General features: G+C 58.5%; 17 protein-coding genes and 1 pseudogene. 8 read left to right on the top strand and 10 right to left on the bottom strand.

What is annotated here, in order from left to right:
• Positions 1-69: 69 nt before the first annotated feature.
• Both ACH79_RS38615 and ACH79_RS38610 read right to left on the bottom strand, forming a co-directional pair.
• The gene (locus tag ACH79_RS38615) at positions 70-387 is read right to left on the bottom strand and encodes a DUF3768 domain-containing protein (protein ID WP_145642958.1); all 318 of its coding nucleotides are present in this window, start codon (positions 385-387) and stop codon (positions 70-72) included.
• 128 nt (positions 388-515) lie between these two features.
• Positions 516-782, bottom strand: a complete 267-nt coding sequence (locus ACH79_RS38610; RefSeq protein ID WP_161855511.1) for a hypothetical protein — start codon at positions 780-782, stop codon at positions 516-518.
• Positions 783-1105: 323 nt separating this feature from the next.
• Between ACH79_RS38610 and ACH79_RS38605 the strand changes: the two genes are divergently transcribed.
• Positions 1106-2287 (top strand): type IV secretory system conjugative DNA transfer family protein, encoded by a 1182-nt coding sequence (locus ACH79_RS38605; RefSeq protein WP_161855510.1) that lies wholly within the window; start codon positions 1106-1108, stop codon positions 2285-2287.
• A 469-nt stretch (positions 2288-2756) separates the two neighbouring features.
• On the opposite strand, the gene ACH79_RS38600 is transcribed toward ACH79_RS38605, so the two are convergent.
• A complete protein-coding gene (locus ACH79_RS38600; protein WP_161855509.1) occupies positions 2757-3164 on the bottom strand; it encodes a hypothetical protein in 408 nt (135 codons plus the stop codon).
• Positions 3165-3263: 99 nt separating this feature from the next.
• Here ACH79_RS38600 and ACH79_RS38595 point away from each other — a divergent pair.
• A pseudogene (locus ACH79_RS38595) lies at positions 3264-4018 on the top strand (IS5 family transposase).
• A 13-nt stretch (positions 4019-4031) separates the two neighbouring features.
• Here the strand turns inward: ACH79_RS38595 and ACH79_RS38590 are convergent.
• From ACH79_RS38590 to ACH79_RS38570, 5 genes are all read right to left on the bottom strand, one after another.
• On the bottom strand, positions 4032-5351 hold the full coding sequence (locus ACH79_RS38590) for a metallophosphoesterase (RefSeq protein ID WP_161855507.1): 1320 nt from the start codon (positions 5349-5351) through the stop codon (positions 4032-4034).
• A 26-nt stretch (positions 5352-5377) separates the two neighbouring features.
• A complete protein-coding gene (locus tag ACH79_RS38585) occupies positions 5378-5653 on the bottom strand; it encodes a hypothetical protein (RefSeq protein WP_161855506.1) in 276 nt (91 codons plus the stop codon).
• Positions 5654-5661: 8 nt separating this feature from the next.
• Positions 5662-7923 carry a DNA/RNA non-specific endonuclease gene (locus ACH79_RS38580; RefSeq protein WP_161855505.1) on the bottom strand — a complete coding sequence of 754 codons (2262 nt, stop codon included), beginning with the start codon at positions 7921-7923 and terminating at the stop codon, positions 5662-5664.
• A gap of 947 nt (positions 7924-8870) precedes the next feature.
• Positions 8871-9377, bottom strand: a complete 507-nt coding sequence (locus ACH79_RS38575) for a DUF2182 domain-containing protein (protein ID WP_161855504.1) — start codon at positions 9375-9377, stop codon at positions 8871-8873.
• A gap of 338 nt (positions 9378-9715) precedes the next feature.
• Positions 9716-11137 (bottom strand): tyrosinase family protein, encoded by a 1422-nt coding sequence (locus ACH79_RS38570; RefSeq protein WP_161855503.1) that lies wholly within the window; start codon positions 11135-11137, stop codon positions 9716-9718.
• Between the two features lie 249 nt (positions 11138-11386).
• On the opposite strand from ACH79_RS38570, the gene ACH79_RS38565 reads away from it, so the two are divergent.
• From ACH79_RS38565 to ACH79_RS38545, 5 genes are read left to right on the top strand one after another with little or no spacing between them, the layout of a single operon-like run.
• Positions 11387-12580 (top strand): trypsin-like peptidase domain-containing protein, encoded by a 1194-nt coding sequence (locus ACH79_RS38565; protein WP_161855502.1) that lies wholly within the window; start codon positions 11387-11389, stop codon positions 12578-12580.
• Entirely contained in the window at positions 12577-13797 is a 1221-nt protein-coding gene (locus ACH79_RS38560) for a serine protease (RefSeq protein WP_161855501.1), read from the top strand. The genes ACH79_RS38565 and ACH79_RS38560 overlap by 4 nt, the downstream gene beginning before the upstream one ends.
• 50 nt (positions 13798-13847) lie before the next feature.
• Positions 13848-14471 (top strand): hypothetical protein, encoded by a 624-nt coding sequence (locus tag ACH79_RS38555; RefSeq protein ID WP_161855500.1) that lies wholly within the window; start codon positions 13848-13850, stop codon positions 14469-14471.
• Positions 14468-16636, top strand: coding sequence for an ATP-binding protein (locus ACH79_RS38550; protein WP_161855499.1), 2169 nt, complete (start codon positions 14468-14470; stop codon positions 16634-16636). The genes ACH79_RS38555 and ACH79_RS38550 overlap by 4 nt, the downstream gene beginning before the upstream one ends.
• Positions 16605-17714, top strand: a complete 1110-nt coding sequence (locus ACH79_RS38545; protein ID WP_161855498.1) for a hypothetical protein — start codon at positions 16605-16607, stop codon at positions 17712-17714. The genes ACH79_RS38550 and ACH79_RS38545 overlap by 32 nt, the downstream gene beginning before the upstream one ends.
• On the opposite strand, the gene ACH79_RS38540 is transcribed toward ACH79_RS38545, so the two are convergent.
• Positions 17699-17869: a hypothetical protein gene (locus ACH79_RS38540; RefSeq protein ID WP_161855497.1), complete on the bottom strand. Its 171-nt coding sequence runs from the start codon at positions 17867-17869 to the stop codon at positions 17699-17701. The genes ACH79_RS38545 and ACH79_RS38540 overlap by 16 nt on opposite strands.
• Before the next feature lie 155 nt (positions 17870-18024).
• On the opposite strand from ACH79_RS38540, the gene ACH79_RS38535 reads away from it, so the two are divergent.
• Positions 18025-19620, top strand: a complete 1596-nt coding sequence (locus ACH79_RS38535; RefSeq protein WP_161855496.1) for a hypothetical protein — start codon at positions 18025-18027, stop codon at positions 19618-19620.
• 374 nt (positions 19621-19994) lie between these two features.
• On the opposite strand, the gene ACH79_RS45325 is transcribed toward ACH79_RS38535, so the two are convergent.
• Positions 19995-20117, bottom strand: a complete 123-nt coding sequence (locus tag ACH79_RS45325) for a LuxR C-terminal-related transcriptional regulator (RefSeq protein WP_371419490.1) — start codon at positions 20115-20117, stop codon at positions 19995-19997.
• Positions 20118-20486: the final 369 nt, after the last annotated feature.

Here is a 20486-nt window from a genome sequence, read left to right as displayed (position 1 = left end):
AACGGTGCTCGTCCTGCTGGAGCATTCTTCCGCAGCGTCTGGACGGGAGGCGGTCATTTCTTGTTCTGTTCAGTACTCGCTTGCCAGCATCAGCGTGAGGACACGCAATGTCCTTTCCGAGTCGCTTGGATCTTCGGAGCCGTGCTGCATCTTCCTGTCGTAGTAGTCGATCTTCCAGAAGAACTTTCGACCCACCAGGTCGAAGCTTCCGAAGTCGTGCTCGCCATGAGGATCGTTCTCCTCTGTAAACCCGGAGAAATCCGCCACCTGACGGAGCGCCTCGGCCTTTACGCAGTCGGGTAGCTCGGCGACTCCGATTGTCATCATTACCTTGCCGCCACAGAAGGTGTGCCGGAAGGCATCGTTGAGAAGGGCGATACTATTCATCATCGCGCTCCTCCGCGTCCTTGCTCCTATAGGGCATGTGGCGAGCGCCGCAGTATGGACGGTCATCGTCACATTGTGCGGACCACACGTCTCTCCACTCGCGGTTTAATTCCGCGCGGTGATAGTAGTTACGAACCAACATCGTCGGCCTCCTGGATCAGGCCGGCCAGCACAAGTGCTGAGATGATCGTCTTGCCACCACATGCTTCGCAGAAGCCCTGGTCCTGGTCGGGCTCCATGTCGGCGGTGTTGTTGCACCCCTCCGTCATGCAGATCGCCGGGCTCGCATCTTTCAGGAGAGCTGCCAACAGAAGATCGTCCAGGTCTTGGAAGCCCCTCTGATCGCAAAGCGTCACCAGCTTTTGAACTCTCTGGGCAAGAGAAATGTTAGACATCGTGTCCTCCTCGCTACGAGCACCCGACCCATTCGGGTGCTCGTTCGCGAGGCGGAGCGAGCGTCCACTACTGAGCGAAATTAGAAGAAATGCTCAATCGATCGTATGGACGCTCGTCGCGATGCCTCCGCCTCGCCACCGAAACCCGGACACGCATGCAGGTTCCGGATCGCAGGGCGGAAAGTGAAAGATCAAATCTGCAACGATTGTCGTGGCTAACGCCAATTGAGTGGAGAGGCGAAATCGTGCTCGTGGGTCACGAGCCCGACGTGACCTGGGAAGGCGTTACACCCTCTCTGTAAGTGCACGCGGAGCGCGAAAATATGTGGCGCATGTCACCCGGAGTAACACGCTTCGCTCGCACCGATTACCGCAACGACGATTGCACCTTTGGGATCAAGGACGAAGACCGCTTCTCGCACATCTACATCATCGGTAAGACGGGTACCGGAAAGTCGACGTTAATCGAGTCCATGGCGCTGCAGAACATTGATCGGGGCTGTGGACTTGCTCTTATCGATCCTCACGGCGACTTGGTGGAGCGTGTCGCGGCTCAAGTTCCGACGAGACGTGCGTCAGACGTGATCTACTTAAATGCGTGCGATCCGTCCCAGCCGTATGGGTACAATCCCCTGCGGCATGTCCGTGAAGATCGGATCGCACTCGCCGCTTCTGGCTTCATCGAAGTATTCAAAAAAATGTGGCCGGATGCATGGGGCGTGCGCATGGAGCACATTTTGCGCAATGTTTTGATGGCGCTGCTGGAGCAACCGCACGCCACGATGCACGACGTGCTGCGCATCCTGTCGGACCGGAAGTTCCGCGCCGAGATTGCGCGACACTTGAAGAATGAGACGGTCAGGACGTTCTTCATAAAAGAGTTTGAGCGGTTCTCGTTCGGCTACCGTGCCGACAGCACGGCGCCGATCCAGAACAAAGTGGGCGCCTTCCTTTCAGATCCAATACTCAACAAACTTCTAACCGCTCCGCAGCATGATCTCCACGTGCGGCAAATCATGGATCGGGGCAAAGTACTATTGGTGAACCTGGCTAAAGGGCAAATCGGTGAGGACAGCTCGTCGCTCCTGGGCGGATTACTCGTCACTACGCTCGGGCTTGCAGCGTTTAGTCGCGCCGACCTGCCAGAGTATGAACGGCGTCCCTTCTTTGTCTACGTTGACGAGTTTCAAAACTTTACGACGCTCGCCGTGGCGAATATGTTCTCCGAGCTTCGCAAGTATCGGCTCGGCTTTACCGTCGCCCACCAGTACCTTCATCAGCTTAAACCAGACGTGCGCCACGCGGTGCTGGGAAATGCGGGAACGATTATTTCGTTCAGAGTTGGCTCGGAGGATGCGCCATATCTTGCTCGGGAGTTTCAGGGGCGATTTGATGAGATTGATCTATTGCAGCTACCGAATTATTGCATCTACCTGAAGCTTATGATCGATGGAGTCCCCTCGGCGGCTTTCAGCGCGACCACGCTGGCTTCGATGAGGCGGTGAGCCTCAGAGGACGGCGACGAGCTAGCTCGTAGACGGTCGTGTTGGAAATGGCCCGGAGGAAGGAAGATGTAAAGCCTTGGCATCGCAGTTAATTCGGCGCTTTATCCCCTGGATCACTGGCATGGACACGGCGTCAGGGGGTGTCTCCAGGGGCGTCTAAGGGCTTGCCGAGGCAGCGAATGCTGGCGCCTCAGTGGCGGTCTACCAACCAGTTCGGCATTGCCGATCGCTTCAACTTCGCTGGTATCGCCGGGGAGTGTTCGGTGCACTGCCAGCTTGATGAGATTGTCGCATGGGCGCACCTCCTTGCACTGTGTCGCGTGGATTCCGTGGCAGGAATAGATATGGCTATGGAAGTTATTGCGAGCAGGCCGAACGCCGCGTGTTGAAAGAAAGCGGGCAACTAACCCCCGCGACCATTCGAGCAAAAGGCGGACGTTTCACAGCCACTCCAAGAGAAAGCCAAAAGCTAGCCGCCATAACTGAGCGTCTCAACCTCCTGATACAGCCTTCGAAGATGATCGTCGGACATGTCGATGATGGGCTCATACATGAACGAGTTCAAATGGATGTTCTCCGGGGTCATCAACATCACTCGTTCAATGATCGCAATGTTGGCGATTTCCGTCTCGAACTGCTTTTTGTACTCTCTGAGCAGCTTAGGGGTTTGGGCCGAAGTTATGCCAGCGAGCAGCTTCTCATCCTTTATTCGTTCGGCCATGAATTTTTCCGCAGCAATTCGCGTGGCTATCGACAAGACGACTTTATTCTCGAAGTTCATACCTTCCGTCGCGTCGAGGCATTCCTTGGCGGCAGTGAAGACGTCCGACAATACAGAGCCGCCACCATCGGGCAGCGTTATGGTTGAATGGAACACGCGATTGTAGACCTCGGCTAGGTGGTGTGGACTCTAAGGATTCCCTTTTAGGAGCAAATCAGATTCAAGGCTGCTTTTTGGGAGGCAGTCTTGGGTGTGATGGACCGGTTGGTTTTAAGCGACGCGGCGTGGGAGCGGATGGCGCCGCTGATCATAGGTCGGCCTGACCAGAAGGGTTCGACCGGACGTGACAACCGGATGTTCGTGGAAGGTGTGCTGTGGATCGTGCGGACGGGCTCTCCCTGGCGTGATCTTCCGGAGGCGTTCGGGGATTGGAACAGCGTGTTTCGGCGTTTCAGTCGATGGAGCATCAAGGGTGTTTGGTGGCGGATCTTCGAGGCGATGTCCGATGATCCGGACTTCGAGTATCTGATCGTCGATTCCACCATCGTCCGGGCGCATCAGCACGCCGCTGGGGCGAAAAAAGGGGGTCTGAAGATCAAGCGCTCGGCCGCTCGCGCGGGGGCCTGAGTACCAAGATACATATGGCCGTTCGCGGCTTGGGATGTCCGGTGCGGTTCACGCTTACCGCAGGTCAGAAGGGCGATGCCCCACAAGCCGCCGCATTGATCGAGGGATTACCCGCCGAGGTCGTCATGGCCGATACCGCCTATGACGCCGATCACCTGCGCCAGGCCATCGCCGCCAAGGGGGCGCTTGCCGTCATCCCCAACAACCCGTCACGGGCGCTCAAATATCCGCTCGACAAGCATCTCTATGCCCAGCGCCATCTCGTCGAATGCTGCTTCTCGAAACTCAAGCAGTTTCGCCGCGTCGCAATCCGCTTCGAAAAGACCGCTCGAAATTACCGTGCCGTCGTCACTCTCGCTGCCATCGTCCTATGGATGCGATAAGTGTCCACACCACCTAGAGCTCCTCGGCGTACTTTAATCCGCTTTCGGTGAAATACTCCACCTTGGTCTTGCCTCCGCCCGTCCCAAGCGCAACCATGGCGAAGCCGTGTTCGTAGGCGCCGTCGCTCACATTCAACTGTGTCCCTGCAACAAGCGCGGGCGGGTCGGCGATGCCCTTGAGCACATCGTATGGTTTCTCTTCTTCGAAGATCGGAATCGCGCCGTGGCCAATGCACCTCCCGCGCTCCAAGCCGAGATAGCCCTGGTAAACGCAGAGATTGTGTTCATGGCCCCAGAGCCATGCGGCGATTTTGCCTCTAGCCTTTAGACGTTCGAAGAGCGCGAGCAGGTTCGGATTATAGGGCAGAAGGGTCCCATCGCCTCTTGGCTTGCCGATCTGGGAAAATGCCGAGAACAACTGATGATGCGATACCAGAATGGTCTCTCCGGGAAATTCCGCGACACGCTGCTCTAGCCATTGCTGCTCGTCTTCCTCGACGAACGTGAGCGCGTCTGTCACAGAAATCGGACTATAGTCGTGCAGGCCGGTATCCATAGCCAGTATTTGCCACGCGGCGTCCGCGGACCGCAGGCAGAAGAAGCTTGCTTTCTGCGCCTGCTCGCCCGCGTTAAGCGTCCTGGCGAGATCGTAATAACCTAGCCCACCACTATACATGTCGTGATTGCCCGCCAGAGTGAAGGTCGGAATAGCAGGATCAAACGTCGATCGGATCAGATTGACGAAGTTCGCTTGGCATTCCGCAGGAGTGCCGGAATAGTAGATGTCTCCGAGGTGAAGCAGCACATCGGGTTTTTGCTCTCTGATCCTTGTCAATATTCGGCGTGCCGGCTGCGCGCCAGTGCCCCAGTCGCCGAAGACGGCGATGCGCGCACCCGCTGCAATCGGGATCGTGTGCGCACCGACTTCTGCCGCGCGGACATACGGGATCTTGCCTCTACTGCCATTGGCGCCGAAGAATTCTGCGTATTCGGAGAGCGTCGAGGCCCATTTCAGGTCGCATGTGCCGCCAGTCATCTGCTCTTGAATACGTGCAGCGCGCGCGTCGTCACCGCTGACCAGCGCTTCCAGGTATCTCAGTCCCAGGCTGGCACAGATCCTCGGGATATCGGCGATCCCTTCCTCGGTGTCAGGAATCTCGCTTGCGTTTTTTGATCTCAGCTCTGCAATCTCGTTTACCGCCTCCATCAGCGGATCGTCCGCTTCGACTGCGCCTTCTGTTGTCGTCTCTTTGGCCTTCTGCGACACATAGTCGGCCGCAGCGGACTGATACAGAGACAGGAAGTGGTCCCGGAAGGTTCGTATGTCGCCCATCGAGCTTACCTAAAGACGTTGACGGATCAGGATGGCCACCATGACTGCCCCGCGAAGGTGCGCAGGGCAAGCCACAGCTGAAAATTACCTGTCAGTATGGCGAGGAACCACTGTGGGAGCTTGGATAGCATCTTAAGCACCTTGGCTACGCCATCGGCATCAACGGCGGCCGCCTCTGTGCTTCGAGCCGCTTTCACTGAGGCTGCCAGCGCCTGAACCGCCAATGCCACCAACATAACGGTGCCGGCGAGAACCATGAAAGCTCCCGAGATGGTCAGAATGGCCACCAACAGAGTATTCATTAAGCACCTTAGGAGCGTTTTGACCTTCGCTTTCGTTTGGTGCCGCTGCGCAACGCCACATTGCCCCCGCGGGTCGTGGCATACTGATCATTTTCTAAGATGATCGATGGAAATCTGACGCCGGCCATCTCCGAGATGTCGGAGATTGGATACATGAACGGCACCAACTCGTCTGCGGGGGTGAACTCCCACTCGACGTCCGACAGATCCTGTTCCAGGATGAAACCGAACGCTGCGCAACCCTCGTCGGTTCGGACGACGACGACCTTCCAGAATTTCTCCGGAATGCGCGCCTTTAACACCGTTCCTCGATCTCCTGCGCCGGTGAAGACCCGATCGTCGTCGGTCAGCACGGGCCCGGCAAACACCGACAGCCGCTCGCTCGCCGCTTCCGACAGGACATTGTTTTCAAGGTCGCCCCAATTTGCGTCTCCGAGCGTTGATCTATTGAATTCTTTCACTTGGGGCGAGCAGTTCGTGACGTGATATGTGTCACCATTCGCGCGGCGGAGCTCGTCGTACGTCTTGCCCCACGCGACGTCCTCCCGCCGCACGATATGTCCTTTGTCGAAGGCCTGACGGTCCTTGTTATAGAAGACGTCTGGAAGTTGAAACCGCGCATTGATGCGAGGATCTGAAAACCATTTTTCCTGATCGTTCGGACCAAGCCCGCTCAATCCGCGTCTTGTATAGTCCTTTCCGGGCTCCGGCTTCTTCAGCTCGGGTGTGGCGGCGACATTGGAAGCCGTGAACAGTGCGATCCGTCGCTTCTCGTGCATCGCAATCGAGAAGTGCTCATATTTGAGAATGTTCTCGCCGATATCGCTCTTGGCAAGAACCGTCGGGTCGGCGGCGCCGGGTAGCGGAATCTGCAGAGGGATTTCGCCTGCGATGTTTTCGTTGAGAAAGCTTGCAGAATATCCGGTCCGGCTGTCATAGCTCGTGTCCCTGAACGGCTCGCGCATCGCTTCGGTGAAGTCTGCGACCGCCTCGGTTTGCGGGGGCGCCGCTTCCACCCGCGTTCCCTCGCCCGGGCGCCCAAGAGAGACGGTAATGATCAAAGGTACCTCAATCCTCACCGAGCCATCCGTCACGCCCGTCTGCGGACCCTGGCCCGCCGCGACCGGGGCGGCGGGCTTTTGAACCGGTGCACCTGCAGTCGGCTTGGACGGCTCAGCTGTTGTTTCAGTCTGATCAGCTCTTGCCCACCAGCTTGCCCAGTCACCGGTTCCTCCACGGGCACCGTCTCCAAAGAACTTCACGCCAGCGTCCACGATGCGGGTGTCTCTCGAGAGTTCGAACGAGGGGACCGCATAGTTCTTCTGATGATACTGGCCGCCGAAGTGAAGACCCAACACCTGCCCGGTGCCGAGATCAAACATGGCGCTTCCGGAATTTCCGCCCAGCGTGGAACAGTCGTGAGCTGCGGCGGGGACCGTCTTTCCGAAGCTTGCCGCGCCCACTCTTCCATGCAGTGCGCCAGGTTGCAGCCGTTTGACGCCATAGTTTCCGTCAAACAGCTCCTGTTGCTCGTCCGAGGGATTTCGCGGGTCGAAGGCAGGATATCCGATCACAAAGATCTCGTGTCCCTCAGGCAGTTGCCGCGCATCCTGAAGCGAAAGCTCGAGTTTTGGGTGATCGTGGTCCAGTCCATCGACCTTGAGGATCGCCATATCCCAATACGGATGGATCATTATTGTTTTCTCGACCGCCAGCGTTTTGGGATTCGGCGGACCGTTCAGTTCGCGGAGAAAATCCACGTCGGCTTTGGCGTTAGGGAGAAATTCGATCAGCCGGCTGCCCAAGCCGCGGGAGAAAATTTCCGCAACGTGCCGATTTGTCATCAGAAGACCATTGCCGACGACGAATCCCGTACCAGCGTAAGGATATCTCCTGTTTCCGGGCAGTCCGATGCGGCCAACAGACGGGATGACTCTCTCGATCCGCATCTTGATGGTCTGATCTTGTGACAGCTTGGTCCATAGGGGATGTGTCGAGGTGAACGTCCCATTGATGATGTCGATCGCGGGCCGAATGTCGGCATCGATTATCGCCTCAAGCCCAAAGGCTTGCTCGGATGAAAGATCAGCGCCACGATCGACCTGGCGAACGGCTTCCTCCGCATGGACTGTCGGATCGACCCCCTCAAGACCCGATGCGCTTTCACGACGCCTTTCGGCAGCCTCCTGGACGTGCGGCTGGAGATCGCCATGGGCTCGTTTGAGCAAGGAAACGTAATCTCTCAACCTGTCCTGTTTGATATCGGGCATGCGGATATCCCCCAACTTTCCAATCCTAGGGTTCCATAATACTCAATTATGGGTTGAACACAGATGACGTCGCGGTAGTCGCACGCAGTGAGCGAGTCGTGATAGCGATGAGACATTTCGCATGCTGCCATGCGCGAGCATATTTCCTCGATGCATGCGTCGATCCTGGCTCGCTTGTTCGCCACTCGACCGGTGCGAGGTCACAGATGGGCGAACATGCGCAGAGCTGCATCGATGCATCGATCCCAGCTGCAATGTCAGATGCCGCATGTGACGACTCCAGAAGTTTTGCTATTCAAGATGCCTGGCGCCCGGGTCGTGGCGGTGGCAGATGCCTATCGCTGCGAGGAGGGATGCTTCCCTGCCGCGGTGTTTGAAAGAGCCGTTCATGAGCTTGTATCCCTGCGTCGAGCGGTAGCCGTGGCGGGGGATGGTGGCCGATGTGATCCATGAAAGTAAGCTGGGGAAAGGCCGAGGTCCCAATGCGCTTTTGCGATGGCCGGAAGTGCCTTCGCACAAAAAGCAGGAGTAACGGCGATGAAACCGCATCCAGTCGACGTGGCCTCCGGCGGCAGCGCAGGTTCGAGCTGGCGGTTGTGCGCTCGAGCGCCAGATAGATCACGGGCGTCCAGAATCCGAAAAACGGAGGATGGAGCCTTCCGAAGGCGCGAACTCGCGGGACGGCTGGGTGTCACGTTCAGTAGCTCCAGAAATATGAGACAGGTAAAAACAGGGTGGCTGCAGCAGGCTGGCTGACATCGTAAAGTCCCTCGAGACTCCGATCGCCTGCTTCTTCTTCAGTTCCGCTCGTCCCGACCGCGGCAGCGGCGCTGAAACTGATCGGCTGGTCACCGCGTTTTCTGAAGATTGTCAATCGGAAAGCCCGGCGGGAAGTGATCGACCTGATCGAAAGCTTCGCTTGGGGACCTGGTCGGAAGCGATAGGACTTAGACCATCTCGTTGATCCACAGGAGGAAGAGGACGAAAGCCGATAGCCCCAGTTTTGGCCTGTGATCCGCCCGCTCGGCCAAGAGCAATGCAAACACGGTGGCCATCGCGACCGGCCCCAACTTGGAGGTGGACACCGGCAGCATGGTCAGCAGGCAAGATGATACGCAATATCTGCCGTGCAGCCATCCGTTGCGCATCGCGTCGCGGTCGGCAGCCCGTCCAAGCGCACGTGCCGGTGCGATATGGTGGCATCTGTTGAGGGCGCGTTTCTTGAATTCTGTTAGCTGCCACGTTGCCGCGGCCAGATAGAGCACCGATACGCTCATACGATTGGAGGATTGCGGCCATCCGATCAGATCGCTGGCTGCAGCGATCCCGACACCAACGCAGATCCACCGCAGCAGGAAACCGAAGAGGAATAGCGACACCGAACGGCTGCGTCGAACTGTCGGGCTTCTCGCTGCCAGAATCTTTATCTGGGGCGCGGCGAGCGGCACCATCATTGCGGTCACCATCAGGATCCAAAGCAATTGCGGGACCAGATAGCGGGACACCAGATCCTGGCCGATCGGCCGAGCCGTGCAGACGTCGATTGGTCCGACGAAGAAGGGGAGAGCGAGAATAATGGCCCAAGCCGACGCTGCGGGCAGCATCGCGAAGCGCGCGACGTCCGATGCAAGGAGTCCGCCTCGCAAGAATGCTAGCGGACGATCGATGCCAATGGAAAGGTTTTCCCCCATTAGAGCATGACCCGGAAAAGTGTGAGGCGGTTTTCGGAAAAGATTATGCTCAAACAACAATCTAAAGCGCGATGACGATTCATTCCCAATCTCATCGCGCTTTAGTCATAAAACAGTGAAATCTTTCCGACTGTGACGTTCGCAGGCTTGCGCTGAACGGCGGCGTAGTCGGCGAGTTCGGCGGGAGCGTCTGCATCGGCCTTTGCAACACCCTCTCGCACGAACGTGACCTTCAGGCGGGAAACATTGGCTTCCGACAGCTTCAGCTGACTGGCCAATTCGGTAATCTCAAACACTTGGCTAAGTCCGCTGCCGCCGTGGCTAAGCGACTTGTCGCTCGCCCGTTCGAGTCCGAAGGTTGTCATCACGCCGATGAATGAAGCCGTTGGCCGATCGTCGTCTGGCACGTCGATATAGACGAGATAGTCGCCTGGGATTCCGGCTCCGGTGATGTTCTCCAGATTGAGATAGACATGACGTGGCTGCGCCGTGGCAGCCTCCAAGCCTGACGGCGGCACCAGGACAACGTCAGCTTTGGTTGTGGGTCCCGTCAAAACGACTGGTCCTTCGCTTTCCCCGCCGAATTCCGGCCTCGCTCCGCTAGCCACTGCCATCTCCACCGACTCGAGCTCCGGTTCCTGCGCGACAGGTACCGCCTCGTAAGTATAGCCGTGGAGCACCTTGGTCGGCATGTCGGCACAACGGAATGTGATCGGCCGACCGTCTCCGTCGTGCATCTGGAATACCACCGAAGTCAGCCATCGTTCGTCACTTGGGTCTTGAAACTGAGGCCCCTGATTGCGCCAAACCTCCCACAACCGGTCGATATTGGCATGGTGCAGCCAGAAAATCGGATCAAGTGCTGCGGTGGATGGGTCTGACATAAAGCCGGAATCGCCGCCGATCTTGACGTGGATACGGTTGTGCGGAACGCTTTCGATGCCGCCATTATCGCCGCCGCCGGGATTGAAGCCCGTCTCTGGCCCTCCGAAGCCGGACGGAACTCCCGGCCTTGAGTTTGTGAAATTGGTGAAGCGCAGGGCCCCGGTCGAAACGGCGGTGTCGTCGAGCTCGAAATTTCCACCGAAAGCTCGCGCTCGTCGCGACCAGAGTGGATTGGGACTACCGTCTCCAAGGGTCCGCTCGACGAAGGCGCTCGGCAGCAATCTCGCATTGCGCTCGGTGGACAGGCTTTCGCTATAATCCCAGAAAGGGAGCGCCCAATCAGCGGGGCCGCCCAGATCCTTGACCGTTTTGGCGATGGTCGCTTCGAAGCTTGCCAGATATCCGCGGTGCCATGGGAGAAAGAACCAGCTCTGGTGCTGGCATTGATCCCAGTAACCGCGCGCGGAGGCTGGGGTGGCCATACCTTGTGGGGTGCCGTGAACGGCGGCGAGATATCGCCACGAGGACGGATCCTCAATGGGGCGCCTGATGAGAGCTGCGACGGCCTGAGCATACCAGGCTAGGGTCGCGTCGCTGCGGTCGAGCTTCCAAACATTCCTGCGGATCCTTGCAGCCATGTCGCACCTCGTGTCTTGCAAGCCTGAGAGTCCTCGCGCTCACGCGGGAGAAGCGAAACTAGGAGAATCCCTAGGCGCTGGCGAATACGAGACCTAAGCCGCCCGGCACCAGGACCAGATACCGTTTTGACGAACACTGGGGAAAACCCCAGTTCTCCCGATACTTGGACTCGGTGATTGTCGGCCAAGAACCGGCAAGTTGGCAAATGCCCTGCGAAGGTCCGTCACTAGGGTGATCTGATCCGTACCATGACTTCCCAGCTTCATCGATTGTCCGCCATCCGCGCCGTGCTGGCCGGCTCCGTTCCGTCCGGGCACGAAAGCAGCGCCCCGGCGACAGACGAGGCAGTCGCGCTCGAGGCGGATTCCATCCTGCAGCGCGTGTCGACCTCATTGGACCTTGAAGCCGAACGTCGCGGTGCCGTTGCTGGATCTGAGTTTGCGAAGGCCAGGTCGCTCTTGATCGGGCATGGGACGCAAGCCCTGCGAAAGCTGTCGGCCGGCGACGGACCGGAGAATTTCTCTGACGACGAGGTCGGTTCTCTCGAAGCCGTTGTGCAGTTCGACGGCTCAAGACCGGCTCTAGTCCTCCGCGAGGGCGCCGTCGACTCGCATCATCCCTTTCTGGGCAGATGGGCAAACGATATCGGCGGCGGTGTACAATCAATCCGTCAGTGCGCGAGCTCGGTCGGTCGGCTCGAACCAAGTGGCGGGGGTCCGCTCGATTTCTTCGGGACAGGGTTCATCTTCGATTGCAAGGCCATGCTCATCATCACCGCCGGCCACGTGTTGGACCAGATCGTGAAGCGCGTTGGCCGCAACGGGTCGAAGTCAGGTGACGTCCTTAAGCTCGGCGATGAAGTCCGGATCGACTTCGATGGCGAGGCTGACAGCGCTGCAAAGCGTCTCTTGAAGGTCGAAGCCGGGGTTCGCGTCGGCAAGTCGGCAGACATGGCGCTGCTCGCAGCGCGTCCGCTGAGCGAAAAGGAGGACCCAGATCACGCAGACGCCGAAGTGCCGGCGTCGATCGACACTCGCCTGGTCGTGCCTCCGGGGGGAAAGCCGGTCCCCGGATCACTCTGCGTGATCGGATTCCCAGCCCGCTTTGCGCCACCGCGGTCTCAGCCGGACGGCCATCAGGTCGATTGGGAGTGGGTGAGACATCACCTGACTGGCGCAGCGCAGGGAGTAAAACGACTGGCGCCGGGACTTCCATTGCGGCAGCCAGATCCGAATTCCGACGGCCGCACCTTCGGTCATGATGCCACGACCGCCGGCGGAAACTCCGGCTCACCGGTGATCGCCTGGAAAGATCAGCATCAGCCCGCGATCGGAGTGCACGTGTCTGGCATGACGTTCGAGACGAACGAGGCCGAATTCCTCGCCTCGAACGGAGAGGATCTAAATTGTGCCATGCAAGCGCTGCGGAAGTGGCGCGCATGACGCTGTCGGCGGACGATATCGCCTCAGCGGCGCAGTTGATTCACGATCACCGCGGGATGACGGTAGAGGTGTTCGGGCGATCTTTCGACACGGTAGGGCGGGAAAGCAAAAGCCGTGTCTTTGCCACCGTCTACGCGTTAAGCGACAAGGATTTCCTGCTCGCCATCAAGGAGTGTCTTCGCATCGCCGCCGACAATGGCTTCGTCGAGAAGCTGCTGGCGGAAATCAGTTTCAATCTTCCCAATCAGGACGATCTCAGAACGGTCGTGCCAACCGACATCATCTTGAAGGCGGAAAAGGGTCTGCATCAGACCGTCTTTCCGGACAGTGGCGGCCTCCAAAGCGTCGAGATCGTCAACGTGGTCGGAAAGGTGCAGCCAAAGATCGGAGTCATCCGAGATAAGAGATGCAATCAGGAATACATTGGGACGTGCTTCCTCGTGGGAGCCGACCTGATCATGACAGCGGCCCACGTCATCTGGGGCATGATCGATTTCGAAAAAAATCCGCCACAGGAGATCCCCGGGGCCACCGATGGAGTTCAGGTCGAATTCTGGAATCTCGGGGGCCGTTTTGCTCCCAATCAGCCCCGAGTGGCCAAATTCGCCCGCAAGTGGTTAGTGGCCGCCAGTGAACCGTGCGGCACCCCGCCTCGTGACCTCGATTGCACAAATCTAGAGCTCGCCGCCAAAAATCACGATTTCGCGCTCGTGCGCATTGATGAGAAGATCGGGGATAAAATCGGCATTCTGGACATTCATGACCCCGCCGATGCTCAAATGAACACCCTATTGGTCGTCGTCGGTCATGCCGGTGGCACAGATTGCTGGTTTCATAGTGAAACGCTGCTGGAACATCGCAGACGCACCGGACGGTTGCATCATAAGGCGAATACCGCTGACGGAATGTCAGGTGGCGCTTGCCTCGACAAATTGGCGCGTGTGGTTGGCATTCATGAAGGTACTGTTCAATCCAACGGGAGCCGCTACAACCGGTCGGTGCACATGCTGCCCATCAGGCGCAAGATCAAGCAGCTGACCGAAGATCCCTTATCGCCCCGGTCGCGGCGATTGCGCTGGCTACCTGCGTCACAAGCCACCGACTCCTGGAAGAGTCTTGGCTTTCCAGATGTGAGGTCGGATCATCCAATTGTGGGGCGAACCGCGTTCCAAGATTGGGTCAGGCGCGCCGCAATGGCGGCAGCACCGAGCGGCTAGCGCTGGTTTCGGGGGCCCAGGGCTCGGGCAAGACGTTCACAGGAGCCTTGATGCGCGCCAAACTTTCGGATGCGCCCGACATACTTGTCCAGATCGCGCCAGAGGTGGCGCGGCTGACAACGATTCCGAACCTTTTCGAGCGCCTGGCAGTTGCCGCGGGCATTTCCGAGGATGATCCTTTTCGGGCAGCCACCCGTCCCGACATCGGCCTCTTGCGCCATGATCTTATCCCGCAAGGCCTGGAGACCCTCGACCGTCTGCTGACGAAGAGTGAGGGCACGAAGAGCCGCCTCTGGCTGATTGTCGACTTCGGTCGAGATGAAGGCTGGTTGACCGGGCGCCAGGAGGATTGGATGGCCTTCATGAGTCAGGCTCTACAGCGGGATTGGATGAGGGTGGTGGTCGCCGGAATTTCGGAAGGGCGCCAGGCCGAATTTCATGCGATCCTCTCCAACAAATCCGTTCCGTTCCCAGAGACGATCGCAGAGCTCGGATGGGCCGAGGTGCAGGAGTTCGTTGAAGCGAACCTCGGAGGCGTCGAAAACCAAGCGGCGGATGTGTCGGCAGCCCAGGAATTCTGGGAGGGCGCCGTCGCCGGTACATCGGGACGGGCCCGCTTCGCCAAGACGTTGAGTTTTCTGAAGGTTATGAACATCGTAGGGAAGTCGTCATGACCTCGACCGCCTTCCAGCGCGCCCTCCAGGACGGATCCTTCGAGCGCCTGATGGAGAGCGCCTTCGCTCCGGCTGACCCGACGATCTCGTCCTCGCTCTTCCCCGATGCAGACCGCTTGCGCTTTGCACTGGCGCTGCGGGGCAGATGCGACCCCGCGCTGTTGCTTTCAGAGCTTAAGATCGAAAGGACACGTTGGGGCGAGGTGCTCGATGTGGTCGCAGAAGAATGCGACGCGGGCGCCGGCAACGAACAGGGGCTGTGGCTCCTCTCGGATGCCGCCAGGCGCGCGCAACTCGCAAGCCACGGGCCCGACATCGTTGCATCTGCGCTTAAGACAATTAGCGAACCCGACGAGATGACCAAAGCCCTCGCCAGGGTCTTCGGCGGGCCTTTCTCGCTCGATCTCCTGACCTCGGACGAGCTTCGTGCGCTGATCGCGATCGAGCCGGCAGTGGTCGACCTGACCACGAGCATTCCGACAGGAGCGGAGATAAGGCGTCACCTCGCATTGCGGACACGCATTGAGGAGTTTGACCGCTTCGTCAACGAGGGGTTTATCGGACGCGACGCGGAGCTCACAAGCTTGCTTCAATTCATCACGTCGGACCACCGCAAGTACAAGGCTTCCACCGCCTTGCTGTGGGGCACCGGTGGCATCGGCAAATCTACTTTGATTGCGGCGCTCCTGTCGCGTGTCATGCGCGAGCGCGATTCGCGCATTGTGCCGGGGCACCTGGACTTCGATCGTGGCGATCTGTCAGTGGTAGATACGCTGACGCTGACAATGGAGCTCCTGCGTCAGGTCGGCACCATTGATCAGGAAATGGATGCCGACCTCAAGTCCAAGCGGGAGGAGTTGCGAGGCCTACTTCATAGACGTCTGGTTGATCCTGCCTACGGTTCACACGAGAGGAGTTCTCGGGACGGAATGCTGCTTCTCGCCAAGTCTCTGGCGAGACTGAAGATGGAGCGGCGCGTTCTTCTCATCGTTCTCGATACTTTCGAAAATGTGGAAGCTGCCGGCGATGCGACGCTGCGCGGGCTGCGGCATTGGGTGGATCGATTGATCAGCATTGCCGGCGCTTACGCCGTGCGCCTGGTGGTCGCCGGGCGAAGTGATCCGAGGTCGCGCAATCTCGACAAGATCTTAGGTTGGCGCAGACCAATGGTCATGTATCTTGACGAGTTATCAGAAGCAGACGCCTGCAAAATGCTCGCGGTGGCCGGTATTCCAACGCACGTCGCGCTTTCGTTGCACAAGGCGCTTGGGGGAAACCCTCTAGTGCTCTCGCTGATCCGCAAGCTCGTCAAGATGGGGGAGGGCATCGGCGAGGTGCAAGCCATCGCCGAAGACGTCAAGTCGAACGTGATACCTCAGGAGCTTCTGCAAGGAGTGCTCTACGACCGCTTCTTGAAGCACTTGAAGTCTGAGGACGCTCGATCGTACGCCCACCCGGGCCTGGTATTGCCGCAACTCACGCCTGTGCTGATCCGGCGAGTGCTCGGACCGCTCAAGGGCGAGGCGCGCATGTCGGAGAAAAGGGCAAGAAAGATATTTGACGAACTCGCTTCCGCGTCCTGGTTGGTGCACCTTGAAAAAGGAGCCCTGGTGCAGAGACCCGACGTCAGACGGTTGATGCTAAGATTGATGTCGGCCGATCGGGAGCGGGGAGCCGAAATCAAGCGCGTTCGCCTGGCGGCGATGCTTCATCATGCAAAGTCAAGAATGGTCGCCGACAGGGCGGAGCTGGCCTACCATCTCCTTATGCGCGTCGATACCAAGGAGGATCTAGCGCTTCTGGACGGATATAATTTCTCCGGAACGGGACCTTTTTTGCGACGGCATCTCAATGACTATCCGGATATCGCGCGCACCTTCGTTGCCGTGCTCGATTTCGAAAGCGGCACAAGGCGCGGCAGGAAGGCCGTGATCCGCAACTCGATCTCGACCGAACAGGCGTTGAAAGAACTGCCGGACGATCTTTGGGAAAGCTTCATCGCCGGCGATCCCGGTCGCCCAGGTGAAGGATACCGGCTCACGGAAACCGGCGATCCGGCCGTCGTCTTTAGGTCTTTGGCGAAGAAGGCGGGTCGGCTCCCCCGGGCGGCCCCCCACGTTTGTTCTCAGGGCGTTGGCCGAAAGCGCGGAATGGAACGCAGGTGAGGCCGACATTCAATCAATCGCGCACGAGTTGAACTCGGCCGTGCCTCAGGAAGGAGCAAGAGACATCCGCTCCACTGAATTAGACCGGCGCATTTACTGGACCACGGCGCTTGCGTTGATGTCCCACCCCGATGGATTCGTCGGTGCGAAGCCCGCCTTCGGCAATTTGATAAGAGTGCTGCGCAGAATTCACACAACGAACTCTAGATCCAGCCCATACGACGATCTGGTCTCCCTGACTGCCATCGTCGAGGGCCTGTCCGAAAGCGAGATCCTGCCTCGCGCCGTGTTCACGACGTCCTCATCCTTCGCCTCCATCACTCGCCTCCATCTCCAACGCGGGCGTTGGGGATCGCGGCTGTTGGAGTGGACCGTCGACCTAGCATCGCTTGTGACGCTTCAGCGCGATTTCGCCGAACGGATCGGTGCGGCCAATCAGGATATCATACGCATCGGCGCCCAAACCGTATTCCGCTCTCAGTCACATGCCCCGACCTCCAGCGCTCTCAAATCTGTTCAGATGTCGATAGACCGGCTCGATGGTCGCGGAAGCGACGAATTTCTGAAACTCTCGTTCGGCAGCACCAGAGCCACGGTCCGCGTTGGAAAGCACGCCTCTTCCGATCCGAACCTCGAAGCTCTCCTGTTGCGTGGTCAAACACCCGAACTGCACCGGCCGGCGCGGGAAGCACTCGTTGAAGCGCTTGGTGCCGGGCCAGCAGGCCACAGCGATCAGAACTACGTGGATCGGGTGAGGACATACATGGGTAACATCCAAAGCTTGTTCTCGGTCAAACCCAGGGAATTCGCTCCGAACTGGTTCGCTTCGCAGGCAGCCCAGGATCCCAAAAGTGCGTTTCTGTTTCTGGTCGAATTCGCGGATAAGGCGCGCGTCCTAATGGGAATACTGAGTGCTGCGGTGCCCGACGCCGTGAACCTGCAGAAGCTCACGCGCGTAAGGTCCGCACTGGCGTCATGGGACAGGGCGCTCGCGGGAGAAGGCGAATGCTGCTGGTGGCCGCAGGGGCCCGGGGGCGAACCGCCGTCGAGAAAGCCGAAAAATCAATCTTCCAGATGAACGGACTTCCTGGCGGAGTCGTCCTCCCAGCGTTGAATGCGCTGCACCTGCTGTGCGGCTCGTCCGCTGAGCTTGGGTGGCTTGACCGGCGTGCTGTCGAATGCGGAGGTATTGGAATCGCGCGACTGGCCCGATTTAATGCTCTTGAAAGTCATGATTCGCTCCGAATACGCGACTTTAACCGCTCGAATCGCAAAGGGACAGCCCGTCCAAGGCAGGCCGCACCGAAATAAACGCGGCCGCAGCCCGGCGCAACCTGTCCGCCGAGGCCAATATCCTGCACATTACAGTGAAGGATCAGTGTTAGTAAATGGTTAACCTGTTTGTTTTTCTTGCATTTTTGGGGGCTTGGGGTGGAATGGCGAAGCGATGGGTGAAAAGGACGACGCCAACGGCAAGGATCGAGGGGGAATTCTCGTTCTATTTCGATGTCGTGCACCGCTATTGGGCCGGAGGGGCGAGCGAGCAGCGGGCCGCGCCTCTCAACCGCATCTGCACGTTGGCACGGAAAATGGGTGTTGCGGCGGTACTCATCGAGGACGCGCTCGAACGCGACGAGGTCCGCCGAGAGATCGATGCACTCAGGAAGAAGCTTTCGACTGGCGGCGTCGTCACTGCCGCCTCAATCTCGTTCTTGCGCGCCTTGCCCTCAGCAGGTCAGATGGAGGGCCCACCCGATCACATGGTCGGTCAGGTCGTCGTCCTCACCTATCCTTCGGCCTCGGGGCCAAAGAGCTATGTCTTCGATGCGATTATGCGCGTGCCGGCTCGTTGGCAGGACGGACACGAAATCCCGCTGGTGAACCGTTGCGTGCCCAAGGCGCAGACCTTTTATCGGCGCGCCGGAGGTTGCCGCTACGCGGTCGCCAGGGCCTATTACTGCCAAGAGAACGATGTGAGCCGAGGCAATGTGCAGGCGGCCTTGAGGATCGCGATCCGATCGATTGAGGGCATCAGCTCCGTCGATGACGACAAGCTGTCAAAGGCTGCGCATCCCAAGGGAATCGTCGACGTCATCGTCAAGACGCTCAAGAACCGCGGTTACGGATATAATTTGTATGAGATCGACGGTGTCACGAGCGCCGACGAAGTCTGGACCGCGATCTGTTCGTTCATTGAGTCTGGAAACCCGCCATTGCTTGTCGTTTCCGGCAAACGAAACCAAAGCCGGATCATTCCTGTTCTTGGCTATACCCTCAACACAGACGAATGGCATCCGGACGGCTCAATGTCGCATCCCAAGCGGCAATCCGGATGGTTCTCGAGCAGTCAGTGGATCGATCACGTCGTCATTCACGATACCGTATTGGGTCCGTATTTCTGCATGTCCCGCGCCTGGCTTGCGGAACAACTCTCTCGCGCCGCCAATGCAGGTATGAAGCCGCGGCTGGTCATCGCTCCAATCTGGACACCGCAGGTGAAGGTTTCTCCTGTCTACGCTGAGCAATTGGCAGGCCAGTATCTCGACATCTGGGTCAGGCGCGTCGCTGAAGTCAACGCTGGCACCGGACGCTGGTGGGATTATCTCTGCCAGAACGGAAGCAACGTCGTTCTTAGGACGACTTTCATCTCGTCGCAGGATTATCAGGTCCATCTGCAAAAGCTCGACGACAAGATTCAATCGAGGGGCGAATCGGTCGCGACCTGGATATCTCCCGGCGGCGGAGAACCGCTCTCGTTCAGGAGCTTCATGAATAGCCTGCCCGCAAACTTCTGGATATGCGAGATTTCCATGCCTCAGTTGTATGGGGGGAATCGGAAAAAGCTAGGAGAGATATTGATCGACTCGCGAAAGCGAGATCTTTCCGGCGGCATTCTGGCCATTCGTTTGCCATCACGAGCGGTCTGGCGAAATGGTGCAGGCTACCTGCTCGCGCCGACAGGAATGGATTCGCAGACTCCTTGAAGCGAGTTCGCTAACTGTCTCGTGACGACGAGAGCCGCTCCTCTCTTGCCCATCCTTGAGCCGACAGAACTGTAGTCGCAACTCCGCCGCACAGCTGACCTTCGCGATCAGGAAACTTGGTTTCGGCGGCCGCAGTCGCTAGCAACTGAGCACTTGTGCGCATCGACGCTAGATTTGACCGGCGCCGGCCTGCCTGAGCAAACTTCGCCGTTGGAGTAAACGGCCGAATGCTTGCAGCACCAACGCAACCAGTTCATGTTCGCTCTGAACCAAGCAGTCGATGATGTCGAGTTCAGGCGTCCGAACGCCCATGCGCGCTCGAGGGTTGCGCTCAAGCGTTGCGAGCGGGACCGTCCACGCCCTTTGCTGGTTCTTCAAAGCCCGATCAGGCCGCACTTTATACCGGCTATCACCGCCGAAATCCGGTTACCGGCGCCGAGCTTCCTCATTGCATTACCCAGATGAAACTCGACGGTCTTCTCTGAAATCGACAGTATCTCTCCGATCTCCCAATTGGTCTTTCCCGCCTTGCACCATTCAAGACATTGAGTTTCCTGGACGTCAGTCCGTAGGGTCGGGATTGGTGAAATTCCAAGACAATCGTCATGCTATGCCTCTGCACGAAATTATTGCTGGAGTACGCTTCCAAAATTGAAGTCCAAAATGGCTCTGTGCAACTGACAAGTCTAGTCCGGCGAAAATGCGCTCTCAGGATGATTAACCCAATCGCGCCCTTGTTACAACTGAATCGTCCAATTGGATGGCTGGGACAACGCTGTTAGCATCCGCAAAGTGAACCTGCTGGTTCACTCCAGCGGCGTAGAGCGCCCCCCGAACTGGTTCTTTCCCTTAGCCGCGCACTACGC

This window comes from Bradyrhizobium sp. CCBAU 051011, assembly GCF_009930815.1.
Lineage (GTDB): Bacteria > Pseudomonadota > Alphaproteobacteria > Rhizobiales > Xanthobacteraceae > Bradyrhizobium.
This window is presented reverse-complemented; position numbering and strand designations above follow the sequence as displayed.

Excerpts from the sequence above, each read along its gene's own strand:
- ACH79_RS38560 (WP_161855501.1), top strand. The coding sequence starts at position 12,577 with ATGACGCTGTCGGCGGACGATATCGCCTCAGCGGCGCAGTTGATTCAC.
- ACH79_RS38565 (WP_161855502.1), top strand. The coding sequence starts at position 11,387 with ATGACTTCCCAGCTTCATCGATTGTCCGCCATCCGCGCCGTGCTGGCC.
- ACH79_RS38570 (WP_161855503.1), bottom strand. The coding sequence starts at position 11,137 with ATGGCTGCAAGGATCCGCAGGAATGTTTGGAAGCTCGACCGCAGCGAC.
- ACH79_RS38575 (WP_161855504.1), bottom strand. The coding sequence starts at position 9,377 with ATGATGGTGCCGCTCGCCGCGCCCCAGATAAAGATTCTGGCAGCGAGA.
- ACH79_RS38585 (WP_161855506.1), bottom strand. The coding sequence starts at position 5,653 with ATGAATACTCTGTTGGTGGCCATTCTGACCATCTCGGGAGCTTTCATG.
- ACH79_RS38610 (WP_161855511.1), bottom strand. The coding sequence starts at position 782 with ATGTCTAACATTTCTCTTGCCCAGAGAGTTCAAAAGCTGGTGACGCTT.
- ACH79_RS38535 (WP_161855496.1), top strand. The coding sequence starts at position 18,025 with ATGGTTAACCTGTTTGTTTTTCTTGCATTTTTGGGGGCTTGGGGTGGA.
- ACH79_RS38555 (WP_161855500.1), top strand. The coding sequence starts at position 13,848 with ATGCGCGCCAAACTTTCGGATGCGCCCGACATACTTGTCCAGATCGCG.
- ACH79_RS38615 (WP_145642958.1), bottom strand. The coding sequence starts at position 387 with ATGAATAGTATCGCCCTTCTCAACGATGCCTTCCGGCACACCTTCTGT.
- ACH79_RS38605 (WP_161855510.1), top strand. The coding sequence starts at position 1,106 with ATGTGGCGCATGTCACCCGGAGTAACACGCTTCGCTCGCACCGATTAC.
- ACH79_RS38590 (WP_161855507.1), bottom strand. The coding sequence starts at position 5,351 with ATGGGCGACATACGAACCTTCCGGGACCACTTCCTGTCTCTGTATCAG.
- ACH79_RS38580 (WP_161855505.1), bottom strand. The coding sequence starts at position 7,923 with ATGCCCGATATCAAACAGGACAGGTTGAGAGATTACGTTTCCTTGCTC.
- ACH79_RS38550 (WP_161855499.1), top strand. The coding sequence starts at position 14,468 with ATGACCTCGACCGCCTTCCAGCGCGCCCTCCAGGACGGATCCTTCGAG.
- ACH79_RS38540 (WP_161855497.1), bottom strand. The coding sequence starts at position 17,869 with ATGACTTTCAAGAGCATTAAATCGGGCCAGTCGCGCGATTCCAATACC.